18 protein-coding genes are annotated in these 18416 nt (G+C 46.2%); 10 read left to right on the forward strand and 8 right to left on the reverse strand.

The features are described 5' to 3' along the window. Positions 1 to 55: 55 nt before the first annotated feature. Positions 56 to 919, reverse strand: a complete 864-nt coding sequence (locus tag R7Q48_RS05670) for an AraC family transcriptional regulator (protein ID WP_318132199.1) — start codon at positions 917 to 919, stop codon at positions 56 to 58. A 184-nt stretch (positions 920 to 1103) separates the two neighbouring features. Between R7Q48_RS05670 and R7Q48_RS05675 the strand changes: the two genes are divergently transcribed. Together R7Q48_RS05675 and R7Q48_RS05680 are read left to right on the forward strand one after the other, a co-directional pair. After that, the gene (locus tag R7Q48_RS05675; protein ID WP_318132200.1) at positions 1104 to 2003 is read left to right on the forward strand and encodes a GyrI-like domain-containing protein; all 900 of its coding nucleotides are present in this window, start codon (positions 1104 to 1106) and stop codon (positions 2001 to 2003) included. 298 nt (positions 2004 to 2301) lie between these two features. Beyond that, a complete protein-coding gene (locus R7Q48_RS05680; RefSeq protein ID WP_085569445.1) occupies positions 2302 to 3399 on the forward strand; it encodes a YdcF family protein in 1098 nt (365 codons plus the stop codon). A gap of 77 nt (positions 3400 to 3476) precedes the next feature. Here the strand turns inward: R7Q48_RS05680 and R7Q48_RS05685 are convergent, their stop codons facing one another. Continuing rightward, the gene (locus R7Q48_RS05685; RefSeq protein WP_005374640.1) at positions 3477 to 3899 is read right to left on the reverse strand and encodes an organic hydroperoxide resistance protein; all 423 of its coding nucleotides are present in this window, start codon (positions 3897 to 3899) and stop codon (positions 3477 to 3479) included. A gap of 137 nt (positions 3900 to 4036) precedes the next feature. Here R7Q48_RS05685 and R7Q48_RS05690 point away from each other — a divergent pair, with 137 nt between their 5' ends. From R7Q48_RS05690 to R7Q48_RS05705, 4 genes are all read left to right on the forward strand, one after another. After that, a complete protein-coding gene (locus R7Q48_RS05690) occupies positions 4037 to 4495 on the forward strand; it encodes a MarR family transcriptional regulator (protein ID WP_318132201.1) in 459 nt (152 codons plus the stop codon). Positions 4496 to 4800: 305 nt separating this feature from the next. Further along, on the forward strand, positions 4801 to 5358 hold the full coding sequence (gene ahpC / locus R7Q48_RS05695) for an alkyl hydroperoxide reductase subunit C (RefSeq protein WP_005374632.1): 558 nt from the start codon (positions 4801 to 4803) through the stop codon (positions 5356 to 5358). 333 nt (positions 5359 to 5691) lie between these two features. Continuing rightward, positions 5692 to 7260 carry an alkyl hydroperoxide reductase subunit F gene (ahpF, locus tag R7Q48_RS05700; RefSeq protein WP_005374617.1) on the forward strand — a complete coding sequence of 523 codons (1569 nt, stop codon included), beginning with the start codon at positions 5692 to 5694 and terminating at the stop codon, positions 7258 to 7260. 1233 nt (positions 7261 to 8493) lie between these two features. Then, a complete protein-coding gene (locus R7Q48_RS05705; protein WP_318132202.1) occupies positions 8494 to 8913 on the forward strand; it encodes a VOC family protein in 420 nt (139 codons plus the stop codon). Between the two features lie 77 nt (positions 8914 to 8990). Here the strand turns inward: R7Q48_RS05705 and R7Q48_RS05710 are convergent, their stop codons facing one another. Continuing rightward, on the reverse strand, positions 8991 to 9530 hold the full coding sequence (locus R7Q48_RS05710) for a CAP domain-containing protein (protein ID WP_171058398.1): 540 nt from the start codon (positions 9528 to 9530) through the stop codon (positions 8991 to 8993). Positions 9531 to 9657: 127 nt separating this feature from the next. After that, positions 9658 to 10614 (reverse strand): LysR family transcriptional regulator, encoded by a 957-nt coding sequence (locus R7Q48_RS05715; RefSeq protein ID WP_257897596.1) that lies wholly within the window; start codon positions 10612 to 10614, stop codon positions 9658 to 9660. Positions 10615 to 10741: 127 nt separating this feature from the next. Between R7Q48_RS05715 and R7Q48_RS05720 the strand changes: the two genes are divergently transcribed. From R7Q48_RS05720 to R7Q48_RS05730, 3 genes are all read left to right on the forward strand, one after another. Next, a complete protein-coding gene (locus R7Q48_RS05720; RefSeq protein ID WP_046875663.1) occupies positions 10742 to 11428 on the forward strand; it encodes a DJ-1/PfpI family protein in 687 nt (228 codons plus the stop codon). A gap of 83 nt (positions 11429 to 11511) precedes the next feature. Next, entirely contained in the window at positions 11512 to 11997 is a 486-nt protein-coding gene (locus tag R7Q48_RS05725) for a sigma-70 family RNA polymerase sigma factor (protein ID WP_318132209.1), read from the forward strand. Positions 11998 to 12165: 168 nt separating this feature from the next. Further along, positions 12166 to 12861 carry a VC0807 family protein gene (locus R7Q48_RS05730; RefSeq protein ID WP_046875662.1) on the forward strand — a complete coding sequence of 232 codons (696 nt, stop codon included), beginning with the start codon at positions 12166 to 12168 and terminating at the stop codon, positions 12859 to 12861. Positions 12862 to 12934: 73 nt separating this feature from the next. Here the strand turns inward: R7Q48_RS05730 and R7Q48_RS05735 are convergent, their stop codons facing one another. Both R7Q48_RS05735 and R7Q48_RS05740 read right to left on the reverse strand, forming a co-directional pair. Continuing rightward, positions 12935 to 13927: a zinc-dependent alcohol dehydrogenase family protein gene (locus R7Q48_RS05735; protein ID WP_257897594.1), complete on the reverse strand. Its 993-nt coding sequence runs from the start codon at positions 13925 to 13927 to the stop codon at positions 12935 to 12937. Positions 13928 to 14015: 88 nt separating this feature from the next. Next, positions 14016 to 14831, reverse strand: a complete 816-nt coding sequence (locus tag R7Q48_RS05740) for an AraC family transcriptional regulator (protein WP_046876128.1) — start codon at positions 14829 to 14831, stop codon at positions 14016 to 14018. Between the two features lie 111 nt (positions 14832 to 14942). Between R7Q48_RS05740 and R7Q48_RS05745 the strand changes: the two genes are divergently transcribed. Then, positions 14943 to 15647 carry an MOSC domain-containing protein gene (locus R7Q48_RS05745; RefSeq protein ID WP_318132203.1) on the forward strand — a complete coding sequence of 235 codons (705 nt, stop codon included), beginning with the start codon at positions 14943 to 14945 and terminating at the stop codon, positions 15645 to 15647. 54 nt (positions 15648 to 15701) lie between these two features. Here R7Q48_RS05745 and R7Q48_RS05750 read toward each other — a convergent pair whose 3' ends face one another. Both R7Q48_RS05750 and R7Q48_RS05755 read right to left on the reverse strand, forming a co-directional pair. Further along, a complete protein-coding gene (locus R7Q48_RS05750) occupies positions 15702 to 16940 on the reverse strand; it encodes a DEAD/DEAH box helicase (RefSeq protein ID WP_213866657.1) in 1239 nt (412 codons plus the stop codon). A 264-nt stretch (positions 16941 to 17204) separates the two neighbouring features. Continuing rightward, positions 17205 to 18206 (reverse strand): arginine deiminase-related protein, encoded by a 1002-nt coding sequence (locus tag R7Q48_RS05755; protein ID WP_005383547.1) that lies wholly within the window; start codon positions 18204 to 18206, stop codon positions 17205 to 17207. Positions 18207 to 18416 lie beyond the last annotated feature (210 nt).

The following is an 18416-nucleotide window of genomic DNA, read 5'->3' on the forward strand; positions in this document are numbered from 1 at the left end:
CGGATAAGAGAAAAATTGGATTTTTGCGACAACTTTCGGGCTGATTAGCAATGTATTACGACTCAAAATCGCCATAGATATCGATGGTTAAGTCACGTTTTTTCAGGTATTTGCTCGGCGTTTTTCTTAGCTGATGTTTGAGGGTACGAATCAAATGCGATTGGTCACTGAAACCAAATTGTTGTGAGAAACTCGCCCAATCAATCGCTTCTTGTTGCTTGTAGAGAGTCAAAATCATCTGCTCCAGACGCGCCATTTGTTGATACTGCTTAACGCTCAACCCCACCACTTGTTTGAAACTGCGCTCAAGCGTTCTGCGAGAACAGGCGCACTGTTTGGCTATCTCATCAATATCCATCGCTAGTTCAGGTGAGCGTAGTGCCTGAGCATCCATCACGGAAACCGCTTTTTGCGATGCCAAAAACGGTTTGGTACGGCAAGGTTCGATATCTAACGCATCTAGATGTTGTTTGATGTAGTTCAGCAAACATTGCGGTGAATCTTGCAACTTTAGCTGCCATAACCCTTGTTGAAAGCGCTCATCAAAGGCCGTGTTGAGCCAATCAAACCATTCGCATTGGTTAATTGCGCTAACTTGGGGGGCATCACGAAACCGTGACTCAATGGCATACAAACCCTCTGGGCGAAAGGTGATACCAATACGCTTGATGGGAGCCGTATCTTCCAACAGCAGCAAGTGTTCGTTAGCCGTTAATAAATGGCAGCCTTTGCCAGTAAGCTTTGTGTCTCCCGTGTCGTAGCTGTAGTCTTGCTCTGATGGCGTAAAGAGTAAATGACCACGCGGGTTTGGGATAAGGTGCGGCTTGGGGTCAATGACTTCACCCTCTGGCACTTCCAAGTACCAAATTTGATGAATGAGCCAGTTGTACTCTGGCAGAGACTGTTTCCAAGCTATCATGATTGTCCTAGCGGTTAGTAAAGATAATGAGCGCAACGTTTTTGCTTAAACATCTGTTCGTTGAGTGTGACTGATTGATGCTCATCTCGCCACGCATTTCTCACCCTGCTCCCTTGCAAGCTTGTTGGATTGCGGTAGGCTTTGAGCAGAGAATACAAGCTGAACAGAACAAGGAAATACCCCGATGCGCGTCGACTACCACCAACGACTGGTTCCTGTGATTCGCTTTTTAGAACAACACTTTAATGAACCACTCAACCTGCCAGAAGTGGCCGCGCTGGCGAACCTTTCTCCTTATCACTTTCATCGCACCTTCAAAGCCGTGCAAGGCGAGACATTGGCTGATTTCATTCGACGTTTACGTTTAGAAGCCGCCGCCGATGACTTATTCAAATCCAAGCAACCGGTATTGAACATTGCCCTAGAGTACGGATTTTCTAGCTCACAGAGCTTAGCCAAAGCCTTCAAACAACATTATGGCGTTACACCCACGGCCTTTCGTGACTGCGAAAACTATCAGCAGTTTTCTGAATTAGCACGAAACAGCAAGATTGGACACACGTTGCGCAAGAATGGAAACGAAGTGACACCAAGCGATTCATATACTGGCTCTGAACTCACCAAATGGAGCATGACAATGGAAACGCAAAACTTTGAAAAAGCAAAACTGGCTTACATTCGCGTAAACGGCCCTTACGGCCAAGGCTATGAAGAGCCATCAGGTCGCCTGTATCAATGGGCAGGAATGAAAGGTTTGGCAGGCAATACCTGCATCTTCATCTACCATGACAACCCAGAAATCACGCCAGACGAGAAGTGTCGCACTGATATCTGCTTGATGGTGCCAGAAGATACGGAAGTTCCGAAAGGCATTGAGCTGCAAGATTTGTCCGGCGGTCAATATGCCGTGATGCGCCAACACATTACTGACCCGATCCAATACTCAAAAGCGTGGGATGATGTCATGAGCAAAGTGATTGAATCCGGCATCGAAAACGACGATCGCCCTTGCTTTGAGCTTTACCACAGCTTCGACCCTCAAACGCACCATGCAGACGTTAGCTTCTGCACTGCCATCAAATAAACCAAAAGCCTGCATCGTTGCAGGCTTTTTCATTTCTTACTCTGGTTGCTTAAATTCGTTCTTCTAAACGCTGTTTATCTTTTAATCCAATTACTTAGAACACGAACGAATACCTCAGTATTTTCGTGATCCTACTTCGCGTTTTGGCCACGCGCATTCATTCGCTCGGCTGAGTTGGGATTCATTTCACAGATTATTCATGAAGCGAACCTAGACTGAAAAAATTCTATCGACCCCGTTCGACCTACAACGCTAGGCACAATAAAAACTAGGTACTACAGCACCTCTAGGACATTCCATGAAGAAGAACTTACTTGCCATTGCTCTTGGTAGCGTGATTGCGCTGACTGCTGCCCCATACTCTATCGCGGCTAACGATGCCGCCGTCCAATCTTCCGCCGACTACTCACAGATCGTCACTAAACGTCAGGTTGTCGACCAACTACTGAATGACGCGGTACAAGCATTCAAATCCCCTGCGCGTATCTCTCATGCGGGTTTTACCGCCAAAATGCCGAGCAACATGGAGATTGTTACCGACCGCTTACTAGAAGCCTACAAACTTGAGCCGTACCGTACTGACCTACTGATTTCTGCGGCCAACGCGCAGATCTACAACAAGAATGCAGACCGCGCGATTGAACTGTTTGAACAAGCCCTTTCTGTTGCACCAGACGATGTGGATTTGCACGCTTACTTAGCGGTATGGCAACGCTTTGAGGGCAACCAAACGGAATCAGCGAAACACATGGCGACGCTCACTAAGCTCAATGCAGGTAAAGCGGCAGACATCCAACGCATCTTCGACACCGTTGACCGCGTACTTGCCACGCCGCTAAAAGAGAAAGCCGACAAAGGCAAATTGGATGACAAAGGCGCAATCGTCACGTTGGGATACGCGCTGAACCCAGATGGTTCAATGCATCAAATCTTGGTTGAGCGTTTGGAAACTACGTTAGCAATGGCGAAAGCAAATCCAGACGCATTGATCGTATTGACGGGTGGTGTACCGAAGAACCACAAAACCGAAGGCAAGTTAATGGCGGATTGGCTGATTGAAAAAGGCATCAGCAAAGATCGCATCATTGAAGAAAACTACGCCACCAGCACGGTAGGTAACGCCCTATTCAGCAGCTACGCGTTGGCGCGTCATAACATCAAACACGCGACCATCATCAGTTCCGCGAGCCATGTGCGCCGTGGTCAAACCTTGTTTGAAATTGCAAGCTGGCAAACTGGCCCACAAGGCATCACTTTCGACACAGTGAGCTACCCAGACAAACCACTTAAAGACTTAGCCAAAGCCAGCGATAGCGAACTGCTTGGTATCTACCGCGATGCTCTGCGTACTTACGGCATGTGGAGCTACCGCTCTTACCCGCTAGAGTCGCGTTAAGTATTCTCGACTCATACCAATCAAAAAAGCCTGCGCACTTGCAGGCTTTCTTGTCTTTGTAACGTGGTAAGAACCGCTTAAATTGCTTCGCCGTTTACCGTTACTGCCACATCAATGTTGCCACGAACTGCGTTTGAATATGGGCAAACTTGGTGTGCAATGCGCGTTAGCTCTAGCGCTTGTTCTTGTGGCATGTCTAGCTCTACCGCTAGACTCACTGTTAGTGCAAAGCCGCCGTTGTCGTTCGGACCGATGCCCACTTCTGCCGTTACAGGAGCGCTTTTCAGGTTTACTTTACCTTCACGTGCTACGTGCAAAATCGCGTTAGAAAAACACGCTGAATAGCCCGCCGCAAAAAGCTGTTCTGGATTAGTTGCTGCGCCTGTGCCGCCCATTTCCTTCGGGTATGACAGCTCTAGATCGAGAAGACCGTCATCAGTTTTTACTTGACCATTACGACCAGCCAAAGCGGTAGCTTGAGTTTTGTATAGAGTAGTCATGCGAGTGTCCTTCTTAATTTAAGTTGCGCACAATTTAATTGCTTGCAATCTTATATCGAAGTGAAGATAGTTTGCAACTATATTGTGCACAATTTATTTTATAACTCTCTTTCTCTGTAAGCAGGTAGGCAACACCAATGAGCCAGTGTTACACCGACAATACCATGACCGACAACGATAAACTCTTACTCGAAAACCAAGTTTGCTTCCCGCTCTACAGCGCAGCAAATGCAGTGATCCGAGCTTACCGCCCGTTGCTGGACGAGCTTGATCTGACTTACTCGCAGTACTTAGTGATGATGGTGCTGTGGGAGAAAGACGGTGCCAGCGTAAAAGAATTGGGGTCACAACTGCATTTGGACTCAGGCACACTCACACCGCTGCTTAAACGCATAGAAGCAAAAGGCTATGTAGAGCGCGGCCGAAGTGAAACCGATGAACGCGTTCGCGTACTCAATCTAACAGAGCAAGGTCGTGCCCTTAAGGAACAAGCCAAGTCAGTGCCAAACGCCATGATGTGTAAAATCACCTTAGAGCTGGATGAAATGATCATGCTGAAGAAGTTGTGCGGCAAAGTGCTCGACAATCTGGGCTAAGAAGATAGAAGCATCCGCTTCCACACTTCCTATTAGAAAGAGCCTGCCGAGATGCAGGCTCTTTCGATCTTAGCTAGAAGATCTACTCAAAGTAATCATCGGTATTCTCTATTGCTAATCTGCCTTCATCTTCAATAAAACCTATCAAAGCAAACTCACTTACATCGGATTTCCCTATCAAGTGAAATAGGAAATGGCTATCAATAGGATAGTTACAAGCGATTTTCCTTAAACACACTCCGATGAGAATATACTTTCCGAAAGCAACAACAGCTCAGCTTAAAACATTCAAAGGAAAGTAAATTATGATTAATACTCAAATCAAACCATTTGCAGCTACAGCGTACAAAAACGGCGAATTCGTTGAAGTAACAGAACAAGACGTTCTAGGTAAATGGGCAGTATTCTTCTTCTACCCAGCAGACTTTACGTTTGTATGTCCAACAGAACTGGGCGACCTAGCAGACCACTACGAAGAGCTACAAAAACGTGGCGTAGAAGTTTACTCAGTATCAACTGACACACACTTCACTCACAAAGCATGGCACGACAGCTCAGACACAATCGGTAAGATTCAGTACTACATGCTTGGCGACCAAACAGGCAACATCACAAACAACTTCGGTGTGATGCGTGAAGGTCAAGGTCTTGCAGACCGTGCAACGTTCCTAATCGACCCTGAAGGTACTATCCAAGCAATGGAAATCACTGCTGAAGGTATCGGTCGTGACGCAGAAGACCTACTACGCAAAGTGAAAGCAGCTCAATACGTAGCAGCGCACCCAGGCGAAGTTTGCCCAGCTAAATGGAAAGAAGGTGAAGAGACACTAGCTCCATCACTAGACCTAGTTGGCAAAATCTAAGCCACTGAAATTTAAGTTCTAATCAGTTCCGATTTCCTTTTTCTGATTAGAACTGAATTAGAGAGCACTTCAGGTTAGATACCTTGACGACCTTCTGCCTGATTTGCTCTCTCCCCCTCTGGTTTTATCTACAGTAACCACTTTTTATTACCTATCTGAATAAGTAGGTGTGCAGTAATTGCGTAGAAAAATCGTTTAGAACCAGGCATAGATTTTCGATAGCTAGTTACTCTAACTACAAAATCTATAACGCAGTTATCAACGATTTTAGCTAGCAAGAATGAACAAATACTTGTTTTGATTGGTAACTATTTAATTAAGGTAGTAACAACTATGTTAGACCAAGCGATCCAACAACAACTCAAACAATATCTGGCTAATGTAAAAGAAGAAGTTCGTTTAGTGGTTAGTCTAGATGAAAGCAAAGCATCGAATGACATTTTGTCTCTAGCGAACCAAATCGCAGAGATGAGCGACCTAATCACCGTTGAACGTGACGACAACGCAAGCGCACGTAAACCAGTGATGGCGGTAACTAACCCAGCAAAAGGCACAGCACTGCGCTTTGCAGGCTTGCCAATGGGTCACGAATTTACCTCTCTAGTATTGGCACTGCTTCATTCTGGCGGTCACCCAATCAAACTAGAACCAGAAGTGATTGAGCAAATCGCAGCACTAGACAAAGATCTAGACGTAGAAATCTTCATTTCACTGTCGTGTCAAAACTGTCCGGACGTGGTTCAAGCGTTCAACATGATGGCGGCGATCAACCCGAAAGTAAAAGCAACCATGATCGACGGTGGTTTGTTCCAAGACGAAGTGAAACAACGCGACATCATGGCCGTACCAAGCGTATTCGTGAACGGTGAGCTATTCGGTCAAGGCCGTATGTCTCTGACTGAAATCCTGAACAAAGTGGATGACGGAGCAAGCGAGAAAGCCGCAAAAGCACTGAGCGAAAAAGACCCATACGACGTACTTGTTGTCGGCGGTGGTCCTGGTGGTAGCGCAGCTGCTCTATACGCTGCTCGTAAAGGTATTCGTACTGGCGTTGTTGCTAAGCGTTTTGGTGGTCAGGTTATGGACACCATGGCAATTGAGAACTTCATTTCGGTAAAACGTACTGAAGGTCCAAAACTGGCAACTGACCTAGCAGAGCACCTAAAAGAATACGACGTAGACGTCGTGACTGAGCAACAAGCTGAGAAGCTAATGGGCGCAGCACACACAGAAGATGGTTTGATTCACATCCAACTTGAAAGCGGCGCAACGCTGAAGAGTAAGAGTGTCATCCTAAGCCCTGGTGCACGCTGGCGTGAAATGAACGTTCCGGGTGAACAAGAGTACCGCAACAAAGGTGTCGCGTACTGCCCACACTGTGACGGCCCACTGTTCAAAGGCAAGAAAACCGCAGTTATCGGTGGTGGTAACTCAGGCATCGAAGCAGCTATCGACCTTGCTGGTATCGTAGAACACGTAACGGTTCTTGAATTCGCAGACGTACTTCGTGCAGACCAAGTGCTTATCGACAAAGCGAACTCACTGCCAAACGTAGACATCATCACGATGGCACAAACTACTGAAGTAGTGGGTGACGGTACTCGCGTAACAAGTTTGAAGTACAAAGACCGCAACACAGACGAAATCAAAGAGATTGAACTGTCAGGTATCTTTGTTCAAATCGGTCTAGTACCGAACACAGAATGGCTAAAAGATTCAGAAGTAGCGCTATCTGAGCGCGGCGAAATTGAAGTCGGTAGCCGTGGCGATACTAGCCTAGAAGGTGTCTTCGCAGCTGGTGACGCAACAACCGTTCCTTACAAGCAGATCATCATTGCGATGGGTGAAGGTGCAAAAGCAAGCTTAGGCGCATTTGACTACCTAATCCGTAAGCAAGGTTAATCTCCAATTTCTTGAGCACAAAGCGCACGGTGCTGTGTTTTCTTCCCCGGAAAACCAATCGGGGCACCGTGACAGCGATGAGTAACAAGAAATACAATCAAAAAACCTAGAAGCCCAAAGACTTTGCCAGCAGATATTAACTGCTGGCTTTTTTGGTTTGGGGAGAGGTGTAAGCAAATCTCTCAGCGCTCCGAGTTCAAACTGGAGGGAATGGCTCTACAATCACGGATAATTCAGTTCACTCCACCAGCATCACAACGCGCTGCGAATAGATTCTGAATACTCGCTTAGGCTCTTGCAGAATGACGCTGTTCGTTTAGCGTTCTCTCCCCGTCATTCCCGCGAACCTAGGTGAGACTCGGAATCTACTCACCGTAAACTCGATCGAAAATGAGTAGCACGAACAAACAAAAGGTGAAACAAGGTTGCAAGCACCTTACCCAACATTCAACCAGCAACCCCACCTAACCTCCCCTTGTATCAAACTCCGAAGCTCTCAACACGCAGAGCTCAAAAGGGAGGAACTGGTTCTGTGCTCGCGGATAATTCAATTCACAACGCAACATAACAACACACTGAAAGTAGATTCTGAATACTCGCTTAGGCTCCTTCAGAATGACGCTGTCCGTTTAGCGTTCTCTTCCCGTCATTCCCGCGAACCTAGGTGAGACTCGGAATCTACTCACCGTAAACTCGATCGAAAATGAGTAGCACGAACAAACAAAAGGTGAAACAAGGTTGCAAGCACCTTACCCAACATTCAACCAGCAACCCCACCTAACCTCCCCTTGTATCAAACTCCGAAGCTCTCAACACACAGAGCTCAAAAGGGAGGAACTGGTTCTGTGCTCGCGGATAGTTCAATTCACAACGCAACATAACAACACACTGAAAGTAGATTCTGAATACTCGCTTAGGCTCTTTCAGAATGACGCTCTTCGTTTAGCACTCTCTTTCCGTCATTCCCGCGAACCTAGGTGAGACTGGGAATCTACTCACCACAAACTCGATCGAAAATGCTTAGCAAGAACACGAACAAACAAAAGGTGAAACAAGGTTGCAAGCCCCTAACCCAGCTCTCAGATTCAAAGCACCAAACCCACCGAATCTCTCAATGTATCCAGATCCAAAGATATCAACCCTAAAAAATTTTAAAAAAGCCCTTTACCTAAACTTAACTTGAGGTTTTAGCATATTCATCGTTGGCTAGAAAATGACAAAAAGGAGCACATCATGATCCAACTAGAACATATTAACTTAGTCGTGAAAGATATCCCTGAAATGCTGAAGTTTTACCAAACTGCATTTCCACATTGGTACGTGCGTGATGAAGGTAAAGGCGAATGGAGTGGCAAACCAAGAAACTGGCTACATTTTGGCGACGAGTATCAATACATTGCTATGAGTGACCACGGTGAAGGTGAGAACCGCGAGTTGGGCGGCCACCAAGTAGGGCTAGCGCATTTTGCTTATGTGACCAACAACGTCGATGCAATCATCAAAAGACTAACCGATGCAGGTTATCCGATTGCCCAACCTGGCGCTGATGAACCATACCGCAAGAATGTGTATTTTGTTGACCCTGCAGGTTTTGAGATCGAATTCGTTGAATACCTGACGGATGACCCAAAACTTCGTAACCTGACAAGCTAAAAGAGACGTAAATAATAAAACGCCAGCAGATGGTGACTACTGGCGTTTTGGTTTATCTATCAGGTTTCTTTATCGCATTAGCGCTGTTTGGCAAAAACCTGAGTCCAGTAATACCCGTAGCTTGCCGAGTGATTTTCGACAAGCGACGCGCCCATCTGATCAAAATCCGCACTCATGATATTGAGGCAGTGACCTTCGCTCGATAACCAAGCATTAACGACGGCGTTAATGGAACTTTGCCCTACGGCGACATTCTCACCAATAGCGCTCCAAGCATAGCCCGTTGCGTTGACTCGATCTGACATATTGCTGCCGTCAGAGCCTGTGTGACTCATGAAATCGCTGTTCGCCATATCGCTTGAATGTCGATAAGCGGCGCTTTCCAAATCGTAGCTCCAAGTCAGTGCCCCAACAGGTGGCATGGTGGTTGCGCCACACTGTTGTGTAGTAGAGCGAGCGCTGTTGACCGCTGCGAGCATCTGCTCGGCAAATGTGCCTTGTGACGATGTGGAACCTGTGTTTTGTGAGCCGTTTTCTACAGGAGCTGACGACTCCCCATCGCCGCCACATGCGCTGAGAAGTAGAGCCAAAACTGGCACTAAGATCTTAGTTGGCATTGTCTTTCCTTTATGAGTGACGAAGAGCAAACTGCGCTTGTCGATAATAACGCCCAATAACCTAACAAAAACCCATAAAAGCACCATATGGCTTGGAGTGTTTTAACCAAAGACTCACATGAAGTTTTCAATCGCCTTGGTTCGGTTGGTAAATCGGCAACGTTTCAGCCCACGTATGGAATGGCGTTTCATCCATATCCTGTATCGCTTGGGTGATAAAATCGATGAACACCCTCACTCGAGCAGGCACATATTCCCGGTTGGCATAGAGAAGATACACGCCATTTCCTGCTTGGCGCATACTCGGAAATATCGGCACTAAACGCCCAGATTTGAGCCAATCTCTCGCGATAAAGTGAGGAATCTGAGTTAACCCTAAACCTTCTGCGCAAAGCTCTGCCATGGATTCGCCGTCGTTTACAATAAAATTTCTCTCGGGGTTACACTCACTTGCACCGTCTGATTCTGGCATCCGAATCGGCAACAGTTTCCCCGTTTGTTTAAAACGAAAACGAACCCAAGAATGGTCATTGAATGCGTCTGGGCCACTCGGAACACCATGGCGCGCTAAGTAATCCTGACTGCCACAAATAATAAAATCGATAGGACTCAGCTGGCGCACAATCAACTGGCTGTCCTGAACAACACCAGATCTAATCGACACATCAATCCCTTGTTCAATAATATCAACGTAGGCATCATCGTAATGAATATCGATAGTGATGCTGGGGTAGCGGCGACAAAACTCTTTTAATAAAGGGCGAATGTAAAGGCGACCGTAAGAGACCGGCACATTAATCTTAAGCAGTCCTGAAAGCGCATCATTGTGGCTTTTCAATGAGTCCTCACACGCCGTCAGTTCGTCCAGTACAAACCTAGCGGTATTTGCGTATCGACGACCGGCTTCTGTCAGACGGATCTGTCGCGTAGAACGTTGGAAAAGCTGTATTCCCAAGTCGCTTTCAAGACGATGGATGGCCTTACTCACCGTAGAAGGGTCTGTGCCATACGCTTTGGCGGCCGCAGCAAAACTGCCACCTTCTAAAGTGGCAATAAAAAATCGTAGGGACCGTATCTTATCCATAAAACTCGTGCACTCCATTCGTGAACTTTATTCACTTTAGTAAAGACAAAGTGGCTCTTCAATCACCAATCAGCCCAAATATAATGAATCTCAATAACTTGGATGCTCTGTTAGCGAGGAAAAAACAATGGGTAAAAATGGATTAAAGAATGCACTACAACTATTAATAGCGACCTTAGTCCTATTCTTTGGGATGCTTCAAACGGCACATGCGGCGGATAAACGCATTGGCATTCTGGTTTACGACGGCGTACTGACCTCTGATGTTACTGCGCCTTTAGAGGTCTTTGGCGTCGCAAGTCGTCTGACTTGGTTTAGCGATTATGAAGTGCTCACTATTTCCGTCTCTGAGCAGAAAACCATCACCACTGAAGAGGGATTAAAAATTGGTGTGGATGCTTGGATTGGCGATCAGCCGGAGCTCGACGTGCTGGTTTTAACATCCAGCTACGACATGGATGCGCTAATCGAAAACAAGGATCTCATTCACTTTATTCAAACCACATCAAAGGCGGCAGATTGGATGGCAAGTAATTGCTCTGGTGCGTATCTATTGGCCGAGGCTGGCCTTTTAAACGGTAAGAAAGCGACGACATGGGCAGGAGGTGAAAACGGATTACAAAAAGACTATCCAGCAGTTGATGTACAGGTCGACCAGAATTTTGTTGTTGATGAGGGTGTCATCACCTCAAACGGCAGCCTAGTTAGCTATCAAGCCGCCCTTAAATTGCTGCATCTCATGACTTCAGAATCTAAAGCTCAAGAAGTCGCAGACGCCCTTCAATACTCACGTTTTTCTACCCAGCCATTTTAAGCGGGCAAGAATGAAACCGCAGGTAACCTTTGAGCTTCAGAGGTTACCTTGCTACTCAGCTCTACACTTCTGATCTTAATGCTATGGAAAAACACAAACGATACGAAGCAATGACGAAGGAGCGATACCAAGATATCTATCGTCTCGCGTATTGGCTATGCAAAGATCATCACCTTGCTCAAGATTTGGCGCAAGAAACCTTTCTGAAAGCGTGGCGATTCTTTGATAACTTAAATGATCCCAATGCCGCGAAGCCTTGGCTCATCACCATTTTGCGTCGTGAGGATGCTCGGCGCTTTGATAAAAAGCAGTACAATTTTGTCGATATTGATGAGTGTGTAATACAGGCAAAAACCTACCCTGGCAGTGACCACGACATGGCACAAGATTGGCTTCAAAAACAAATGATGATTCTCGAACCCAAATACCGAGAGCCATTGGTCTTAAAACTCGTAGTCGGGTTTAATCATAATGAAATTGCTCAAGTCTTAGAGCTTAATCACAACACCGTGGCGACTCGATTATTCAGAGCACGCAATCAGATCATTGCGCAGAGGGAGCGCGATTAAGACACAAAAAAAGTAGTCAATCATGTCAACTAACTGGCTATGCTCCGGTCTATTTCATAAGTCGTTACACAACTCGGCGCTTTAACGCTTTACATCAAGCGCGACTAGATGAACACTTCTCGTCAAAGTACAATAACAGCCGACATAGAGTAGAGTCAGTAAAACATTATGAGTAACACAACGGCGAAAAAGCCGAATCCCCTATTCGAGATTCTTTTTAACGTATTCATCCCTTCCTTTATCTTGATGAAGTTTAGCGGTGATGAACACCTAGGAACAGCAATGGCGCTGGTTGTCGCTTTGCTATTTCCTATCATTTACGGCGGTATGGACCTTGTCCGGAACAAGAAATTTAACTTTATTTCTGCACTTGGCTTTATCAGTGTTTTATTAACTGGCGGCATTGGCTTGTTAGAGCTTGATACACGTTGGCTAGCCTTGAAAGAAGCCCTGATCCCTGGCCTGATCGGTTTAGCGGTTTTGGGCTCAACGTTTACCCGCTACCCACTGATGCAGAAGTTAGTACTGAATGACACGGTATTGAATTTATCGCTGATTAACGAACGCTTGAAAGAGAACGGTCAATCAGAGGCATTTGAACGTTGTCTAATGTCATCAAACTATCTGTTTGCGAGTACTTTTGCGTTCTCATCCGCGATGAACTACTTCCTTGCGACTTGGATCGTGACCAGTCCTTCGGGCACGGCTGCCTTTAATGAAGAGTTGGGTAAGATGACGCTTTACAGCTACCCGATGATTGCAATTCCAAGCATGTTAATGATGTTCGGTATTTTTTATTATATTTGGCGTCAAGTACGTACGATGACATCGCTCGAGACAGAGCAAATTTTCCATCTAAAATAGTCCCATCATTACAAATAACCCATCAAAAAAGGGAGGATTTTATCCTCCCTTTTCTCAACAGACTCACTGTAATTCATAGCGTCAAAATGATTTTTCCTGACACCGCCGATGAGCGTTGCTCAACCATTTCAATCGCAGTTTGAAAATCCTCTAGCGGCAGCTCAGACTCTACACTTAACTTTATATCGTTGGTAATAAAGTGGTCTAACATTTCAGCGAATACCGTCTTTCTCCCGCCTTTGCCTACCGATTCTTCCCAATACCGCAAAAAGAAGGAGCTAAAGTCGATGTTGTTGGTCTTCATCGATTCAAAAAACGCGGGCGTATAAGGCGCTAACGACAATGTTCCGTAGTTGATGTATTGGCCATTTTCTTTCAAGGTACGAATGAGATCCGTGCCAGCCTCACCGCCTATCGCATCCAAAGCGGCCGTTGGTTGTGGCAGTTTGCGCGTTTGCAGTTGCGCATGTAAGTCTTGCTTCACGTCCAACACTGGAATCGTATCGTACGGATACTCGTCTGGCTTTGAAGTGACAGCAATCAGTGTAAAACCCAGTGAATGGGCAAGCTGGGCAAATATCTTACCGATCGCCGAACCCGCCGCATTGATGATCACCACATCCTCTTTGTTCAACTTAGCCAACTTAGTGGTGATCACCCACGCGGTTAACGCGTTGATGTACAACTGGCAGGCATAGCCGTTATCCAAACTCTCAGGTAGCGGAAAAAGATTCTCAGGCGAAGCATCTATGTAGTATTGCCAAGTACCACTCATCGCCACCAACACTTTTTGCCCAACTTGAAGGTCAGTGTGACCGACTGCACTGACTTCCACCACACGCCCAACCGCTTCAAATCCCGGCACGCGAGGTGGTACGTGAACGCGGCGGTATTGCCCAACACCATAAATGGAAAGCAAGTCACTTGGGTTAATGTTTGTAGCTTCGAGCCTCACCCGAATCTTGCCCTGAACAAGCGGTTTGAGGGGCTCTTTTTCCAACGACAGCGACGTTTTGGGCTGACCAAAACAGAATTGATTCACTCGAGTATTTATCGTTGGTGCCATTGTTATTCATACCATGTAATTGAAATTAAAAAGGGACGTTTCGCGACTTCTTCTCAAAAGCATTAAGTGAAGTCGAAGCTCTGTATTTCTACCTGCGCGATGCGCCGTTCACTCTAAACTGTTGTGGCGTCATATCAAAATAGGCTTTAAATGCTTTGATGTAGGAGGAGTCGTTTTGATAACCCACTAGGTCTGCAATGGCTTGGATTGGCAACGATTCATCTAACAAAGAAAGCGAGTAAATCAGCCGAATTTGTTGCCGCCAAAGCAGAAATGAAGTGTTGAATTCCTTGGCAAACAACCGTGATAAAGTGCGCTCAGACGCCCCAATTTTCTCCCCCCACTCTTTTAGCGAACAGCTCAACGCGGGCTCGTCAGTCAGTTGCTCGAAAATCAGTTTGAGTCGTCTGTCTTGTGGCAGTAATAACTGAAATGTCTGCACGTTGCTTTTCAAAATTTGATCATGCAACACCGCCAGCAAATGCAGCACTTCTTCATGGCTTGTCTCATTTTCACACTGTCTGCGGATCTCTTGTAAAAGCTCATTTAAAAACGGCGTTAAAGCAATGGTTCTCACTTGTGGCTCGTACATTGCGCCAAACGCAGGGTTAAGGTAAATGCCAACAAAGATCGTGTTACTCAGAGCAATCGACTCGTGTTGAACACCCGCAGGAACAAATAACGCAGAAGTGTGCGGAACCAAATGCTGATAATGCTCCGTTTGCGTTTGCAATAACCCTTTGATAGGAAAGATGATTTGATGCCAAGTGTGTTGATGCAGCGCATCAATGTAACCTTTTGGCATGTCGATGGTTTTCACCAAAACAGGAGAATGGGGATTCGCGGCCATCATCTCATTGGAGGTCATGACGCCTGACTTCGAATCAATTTGGCGAGTTAGCATTGTTGATTGTCTTTTCATCCCTATTCCGACACAAGTTCACTAGGCTATCATGCTCCGCATCGCGAATGAAGGTAAACACTTTATCTCTCATTCAAATAATAAGGAGGTTACATGAAGAAAATCGGCGTCGTAAAAGCTGTGCTAGCAGGGAAAACCGTCCCTTATGCTCATGGAGCGCAAAGCGCTATCAACAAACAAGTGCAGCCTGAGCGCCAGCACGCAACAGAGCTCGGTTTTACCAGTGATGAGCAAGGCGATCCGCGCTTTCATGGTGGGATTCAAAAAGCGCTTCATATTTACCCAAGCGAACACTACCCAATCTGGCAACAAGAATTAGGCGAAAGAACAATTTTCCAATCTGCTGGCAGCTTTGGCGAAAACATCAGCTCCAAGGGCGTCACCGAATCCACGATTTGCTTGAAAGATAAAATCCGTATCGGCTCAACACTACTGGAAGTGTCGCAAGGTCGCATGCCTTGTTGGAAGCTTAACGTACGATTTGACCAACACGACATGGCGAGAAGACTGCAAGATACGCTTCGAACAGGCTGGTATTTCCGAGTGTTGGAGGAAGGCGATATCGGTGCAGGTGACGAGGTTATTCTGTGTGAAAGACCTTATCCAGAATGGCCACTGGCTCGCATCATGGGTGCGGTTTTCACTGGCTGTTTAGATAGAGAAGAACTCACTAAGTTGTCTGAACTGCCGTTAGTCGAGTCTTGGGGCAAGCTGGTCGAGCGCCGTCTAGAAACTGGTGAAGTCGAAGATTGGGAAATGCGCTTAATTGGCCCAACTGCCGTTAATACTCAAAAGTAAAATTTGTAAGCCATGCTCTGAACCGACTATGCCGTCAAGAGCGTGTTTTTTGTTTTACTTCGCACTCGGGGCTGGGCGTTTCGACTTACCTTGAAACTGCTTAATGCTCTTCTTAGCATGAGTTCGACGGTTGGCTTTTTTATCGCGTGGCGCGCGTTTGCTCTCGCCAGTTGATGGCTTATCCGTTACTGGAAAACCTGCCAGATCTTGCACTGGTAATGCACGTTGAGTCAGGTGACGAATCGCGCTTAGTGCGTCCATTTCACCATGACAAACCAATGACACCGCCACACCTTGTTCGCCTGCGCGAGCGGTGCGCCCTACTCGGTGAACATAGGTTTCTGCATGCATTGGCAGTTCAAAGTTGATCACTACAGGCAATTGCTCAATGTGAATGCCGCGCGCTAGTAGATCGGTGGCAATCAACACCTGAATTTGCCCAGATTTAAACTGCGCCAGTGCTTCTTCTCGCTCATCTTGACTCTTATTGCCATGCAGCGCATTGGTTGAGATGCCCGCTTTATTCAGCTTCTTCGCTAAGCCATCGGCGTTCTCTTTCGCACCAATAAAGACTAATGCCTGAGTCCACGCGTTTTTTTGAATCAGTTCAATCAATGCCTTGGTTTTACTGCCTTTGTTAACGAGGTACAGCGTTTCAGCAATATCTTGGTTGGTGCTGTTTTCTTGATGCGCTGCAACTTGCTTTGGTGCCGGCATAAGCAGCTTCGCTTTACCCTTCAACTCATCTGAAAACGTTGCCGAGAACATCGCGGTTTGACGCTGGTTTGAAATAAGCCCCGCAATATTTTGCACGTCAGGCCAAAAGCCCATATCCAACAGACGATCCGCCTCATCCAACACTAGGTAATGGATATTGCTTAAGTCTAAACCGTTGTTTGCCAGATCAACCAAACGACCTGTCGTCGCGACAAGGATATGAGGATTTGTCGCTAGCGCCTGCTGTTGTTGCTCTTTATCAACGCCGCCACACAAACACACTGCGTTGAGTTCAAGAACTTGACCAACTTGGTTAATTGCTTCACTCACTTGCATTGCCAGCTCACGAGTTGGCACAAGAATCAGCGCTTTTTGCTCTGGATTGACACCCAGCTTTTCCAACAAAGGCAAACCATAAGCAAGGGTTTTGCCGCTGCCTGTATTTGCCAAAGCCAATAGATCTTGACCAGCCAACAGCTCAGGAATGGCCAACGCTTGAATATCGGTCGGTTTCTTGAAGTCTTTTGGCAGGGCGTGAATCAGCTCAGAACTCAATGAGAGAGTAGAAAATGGCATTAGCGAAACCTTGTACTTTTGGTTGAAGAGGCAATAAAAACAATGAAGATGCGGTAAAACGCAGGCGCGGACTTTACCACAATCTGCTAGGTGAACCATCCTATTTTAGGCGCTTAAACCAAGCGTCGCCTACGCAAATCTTCAGAAAACTAAAAAGCGCAAAAAAGCCGTTAGTCTGTACTGCCACAGAGCTAACGGCTAAAAACCCTTGAAGAGAATGCTTCGTCAGCCTTTCACTGCGGCTGAAAAGAAATGTGCAGTTTATTAAAGCACAGCTTTACGATTCGGTAAGAACACTTCACCCAACATGCAACGAACCGAACCACCACCAATAGATTCTATGGTAGAAACGTCGAATGGCAGCAATTTACCGTGCGTTGCCAATTGGTTTCTTTGTGCTGGTGAGAATGCATCGTACGCCGATTGCGACATCGCAATCACCTTGTCGCCGTTGATCGTTTCCAGTTGCAGAATGTTACCGCAGAACTGGTTCATCTGTTCAAGCGAAATTGAGATGACTTGCTTGTCTTTGGCGAGTGACTTCATTACAAAACGACGCTCAAATTCTGGGATCACTTCGTCACAAATCACGCAAAACTGTTCGCCAACCGCCATCATCACATTGGTGTGATAAATCGGCGCACCAGACGGCAAACGAGTTTGGAAAGAAATCACTCGTTCATAGCCAATACGATCGGCGTAATCTTCTAAAACCAGACGATCACAACGTTGTGAGAGTGCGGCATAGACCGTTTTATTTAGGTGGTCAAACACCATCACACCCGTGCTTTCTAAATACGCTTGCTCGTCAAGATATTCAGTTAGACTGCTGCGTCGATGAACTTCTCGCCCTGCTTGCGCTAGTGCTGCCACAAGCGCATCGGGACGTACTTCTTTTTGACGGTTTTCACAGGCCATTGGAAAGGTGTACAACGTGCCATCTGGCGTAGTGCTAAACCAATTGTTTGGAAATACCGCGTCTGGCGTCGCAACATCTGAAGTTGGATAATCAAACTCAACAACTTGAACGCCCTCTTGACGCAGCGTTGCAACCATACTCGCGAACTCGGCCATTACTCGACGTGAGACTTCTTCTTGGCTGAGTGACACTTTATGTTGGAACTCATTATCTTGTGCGGTTTCTTCATTAAAACGAAACTCTTTCGGTGGCACCATCACTACGCAGTTTGCGGTTTGGCGCTGAGCACTTTGCGTGCTTTCTTCTTTCCCATTAGCAAATTGGGTCACTGATTCGTGTAATAGCATCCAATATATTCCTTATCACTAGAATGAGGAGATTGTAAATTTATTGTTAACTTCAGTTTTGCTGTTTTGACAATTAATTTAATTGCACAAAAGTGTTTTTTGCTGCATTAAGTTTATTTTTCCCTAAATTTTATTGTCACTTTGCAGGTTTAAGATTTTATGGCACCGTGATGAACATGATAAGAATTCATCATAAGAATCAGAACCATA

The organism is Vibrio sp. 378, assembly GCF_033339435.1.

Excerpts from the sequence above, each read along its gene's own strand:
- R7Q48_RS05680 (WP_085569445.1), top strand. The coding sequence starts at position 2,302 with ATGAAGAAGAACTTACTTGCCATTGCTCTTGGTAGCGTGATTGCGCTG.
- R7Q48_RS05715 (WP_257897596.1), bottom strand. The coding sequence starts at position 10,614 with ATGGATAAGATACGGTCCCTACGATTTTTTATTGCCACTTTAGAAGGT.
- R7Q48_RS05750 (WP_213866657.1), bottom strand. The coding sequence starts at position 16,940 with ATGCCATTTTCTACTCTCTCATTGAGTTCTGAGCTGATTCACGCCCTG.
- R7Q48_RS05745 (WP_318132203.1), top strand. The coding sequence starts at position 14,943 with ATGAAGAAAATCGGCGTCGTAAAAGCTGTGCTAGCAGGGAAAACCGTC.
- R7Q48_RS05735 (WP_257897594.1), bottom strand. The coding sequence starts at position 13,927 with ATGGCACCAACGATAAATACTCGAGTGAATCAATTCTGTTTTGGTCAG.
- R7Q48_RS05740 (WP_046876128.1), bottom strand. The coding sequence starts at position 14,831 with ATGCTAACTCGCCAAATTGATTCGAAGTCAGGCGTCATGACCTCCAAT.
- R7Q48_RS05685 (WP_005374640.1), bottom strand. The coding sequence starts at position 3,899 with ATGACTACTCTATACAAAACTCAAGCTACCGCTTTGGCTGGTCGTAAT.
- R7Q48_RS05720 (WP_046875663.1), top strand. The coding sequence starts at position 10,742 with ATGGGTAAAAATGGATTAAAGAATGCACTACAACTATTAATAGCGACC.
- R7Q48_RS05705 (WP_318132202.1), top strand. The coding sequence starts at position 8,494 with ATGATCCAACTAGAACATATTAACTTAGTCGTGAAAGATATCCCTGAA.
- R7Q48_RS05755 (WP_005383547.1), bottom strand. The coding sequence starts at position 18,206 with ATGCTATTACACGAATCAGTGACCCAATTTGCTAATGGGAAAGAAGAA.
- ahpC (WP_005374632.1), top strand. The coding sequence starts at position 4,801 with ATGATTAATACTCAAATCAAACCATTTGCAGCTACAGCGTACAAAAAC.
- R7Q48_RS05710 (WP_171058398.1), bottom strand. The coding sequence starts at position 9,530 with ATGCCAACTAAGATCTTAGTGCCAGTTTTGGCTCTACTTCTCAGCGCA.
- R7Q48_RS05690 (WP_318132201.1), top strand. The coding sequence starts at position 4,037 with ATGAGCCAGTGTTACACCGACAATACCATGACCGACAACGATAAACTC.
- R7Q48_RS05670 (WP_318132199.1), bottom strand. The coding sequence starts at position 919 with ATGATAGCTTGGAAACAGTCTCTGCCAGAGTACAACTGGCTCATTCAT.
- R7Q48_RS05675 (WP_318132200.1), top strand. The coding sequence starts at position 1,104 with ATGCGCGTCGACTACCACCAACGACTGGTTCCTGTGATTCGCTTTTTA.
- R7Q48_RS05725 (WP_318132209.1), top strand. The coding sequence starts at position 11,512 with ATGGAAAAACACAAACGATACGAAGCAATGACGAAGGAGCGATACCAA.
- ahpF (WP_005374617.1), top strand. The coding sequence starts at position 5,692 with ATGTTAGACCAAGCGATCCAACAACAACTCAAACAATATCTGGCTAAT.
- R7Q48_RS05730 (WP_046875662.1), top strand. The coding sequence starts at position 12,166 with ATGAGTAACACAACGGCGAAAAAGCCGAATCCCCTATTCGAGATTCTT.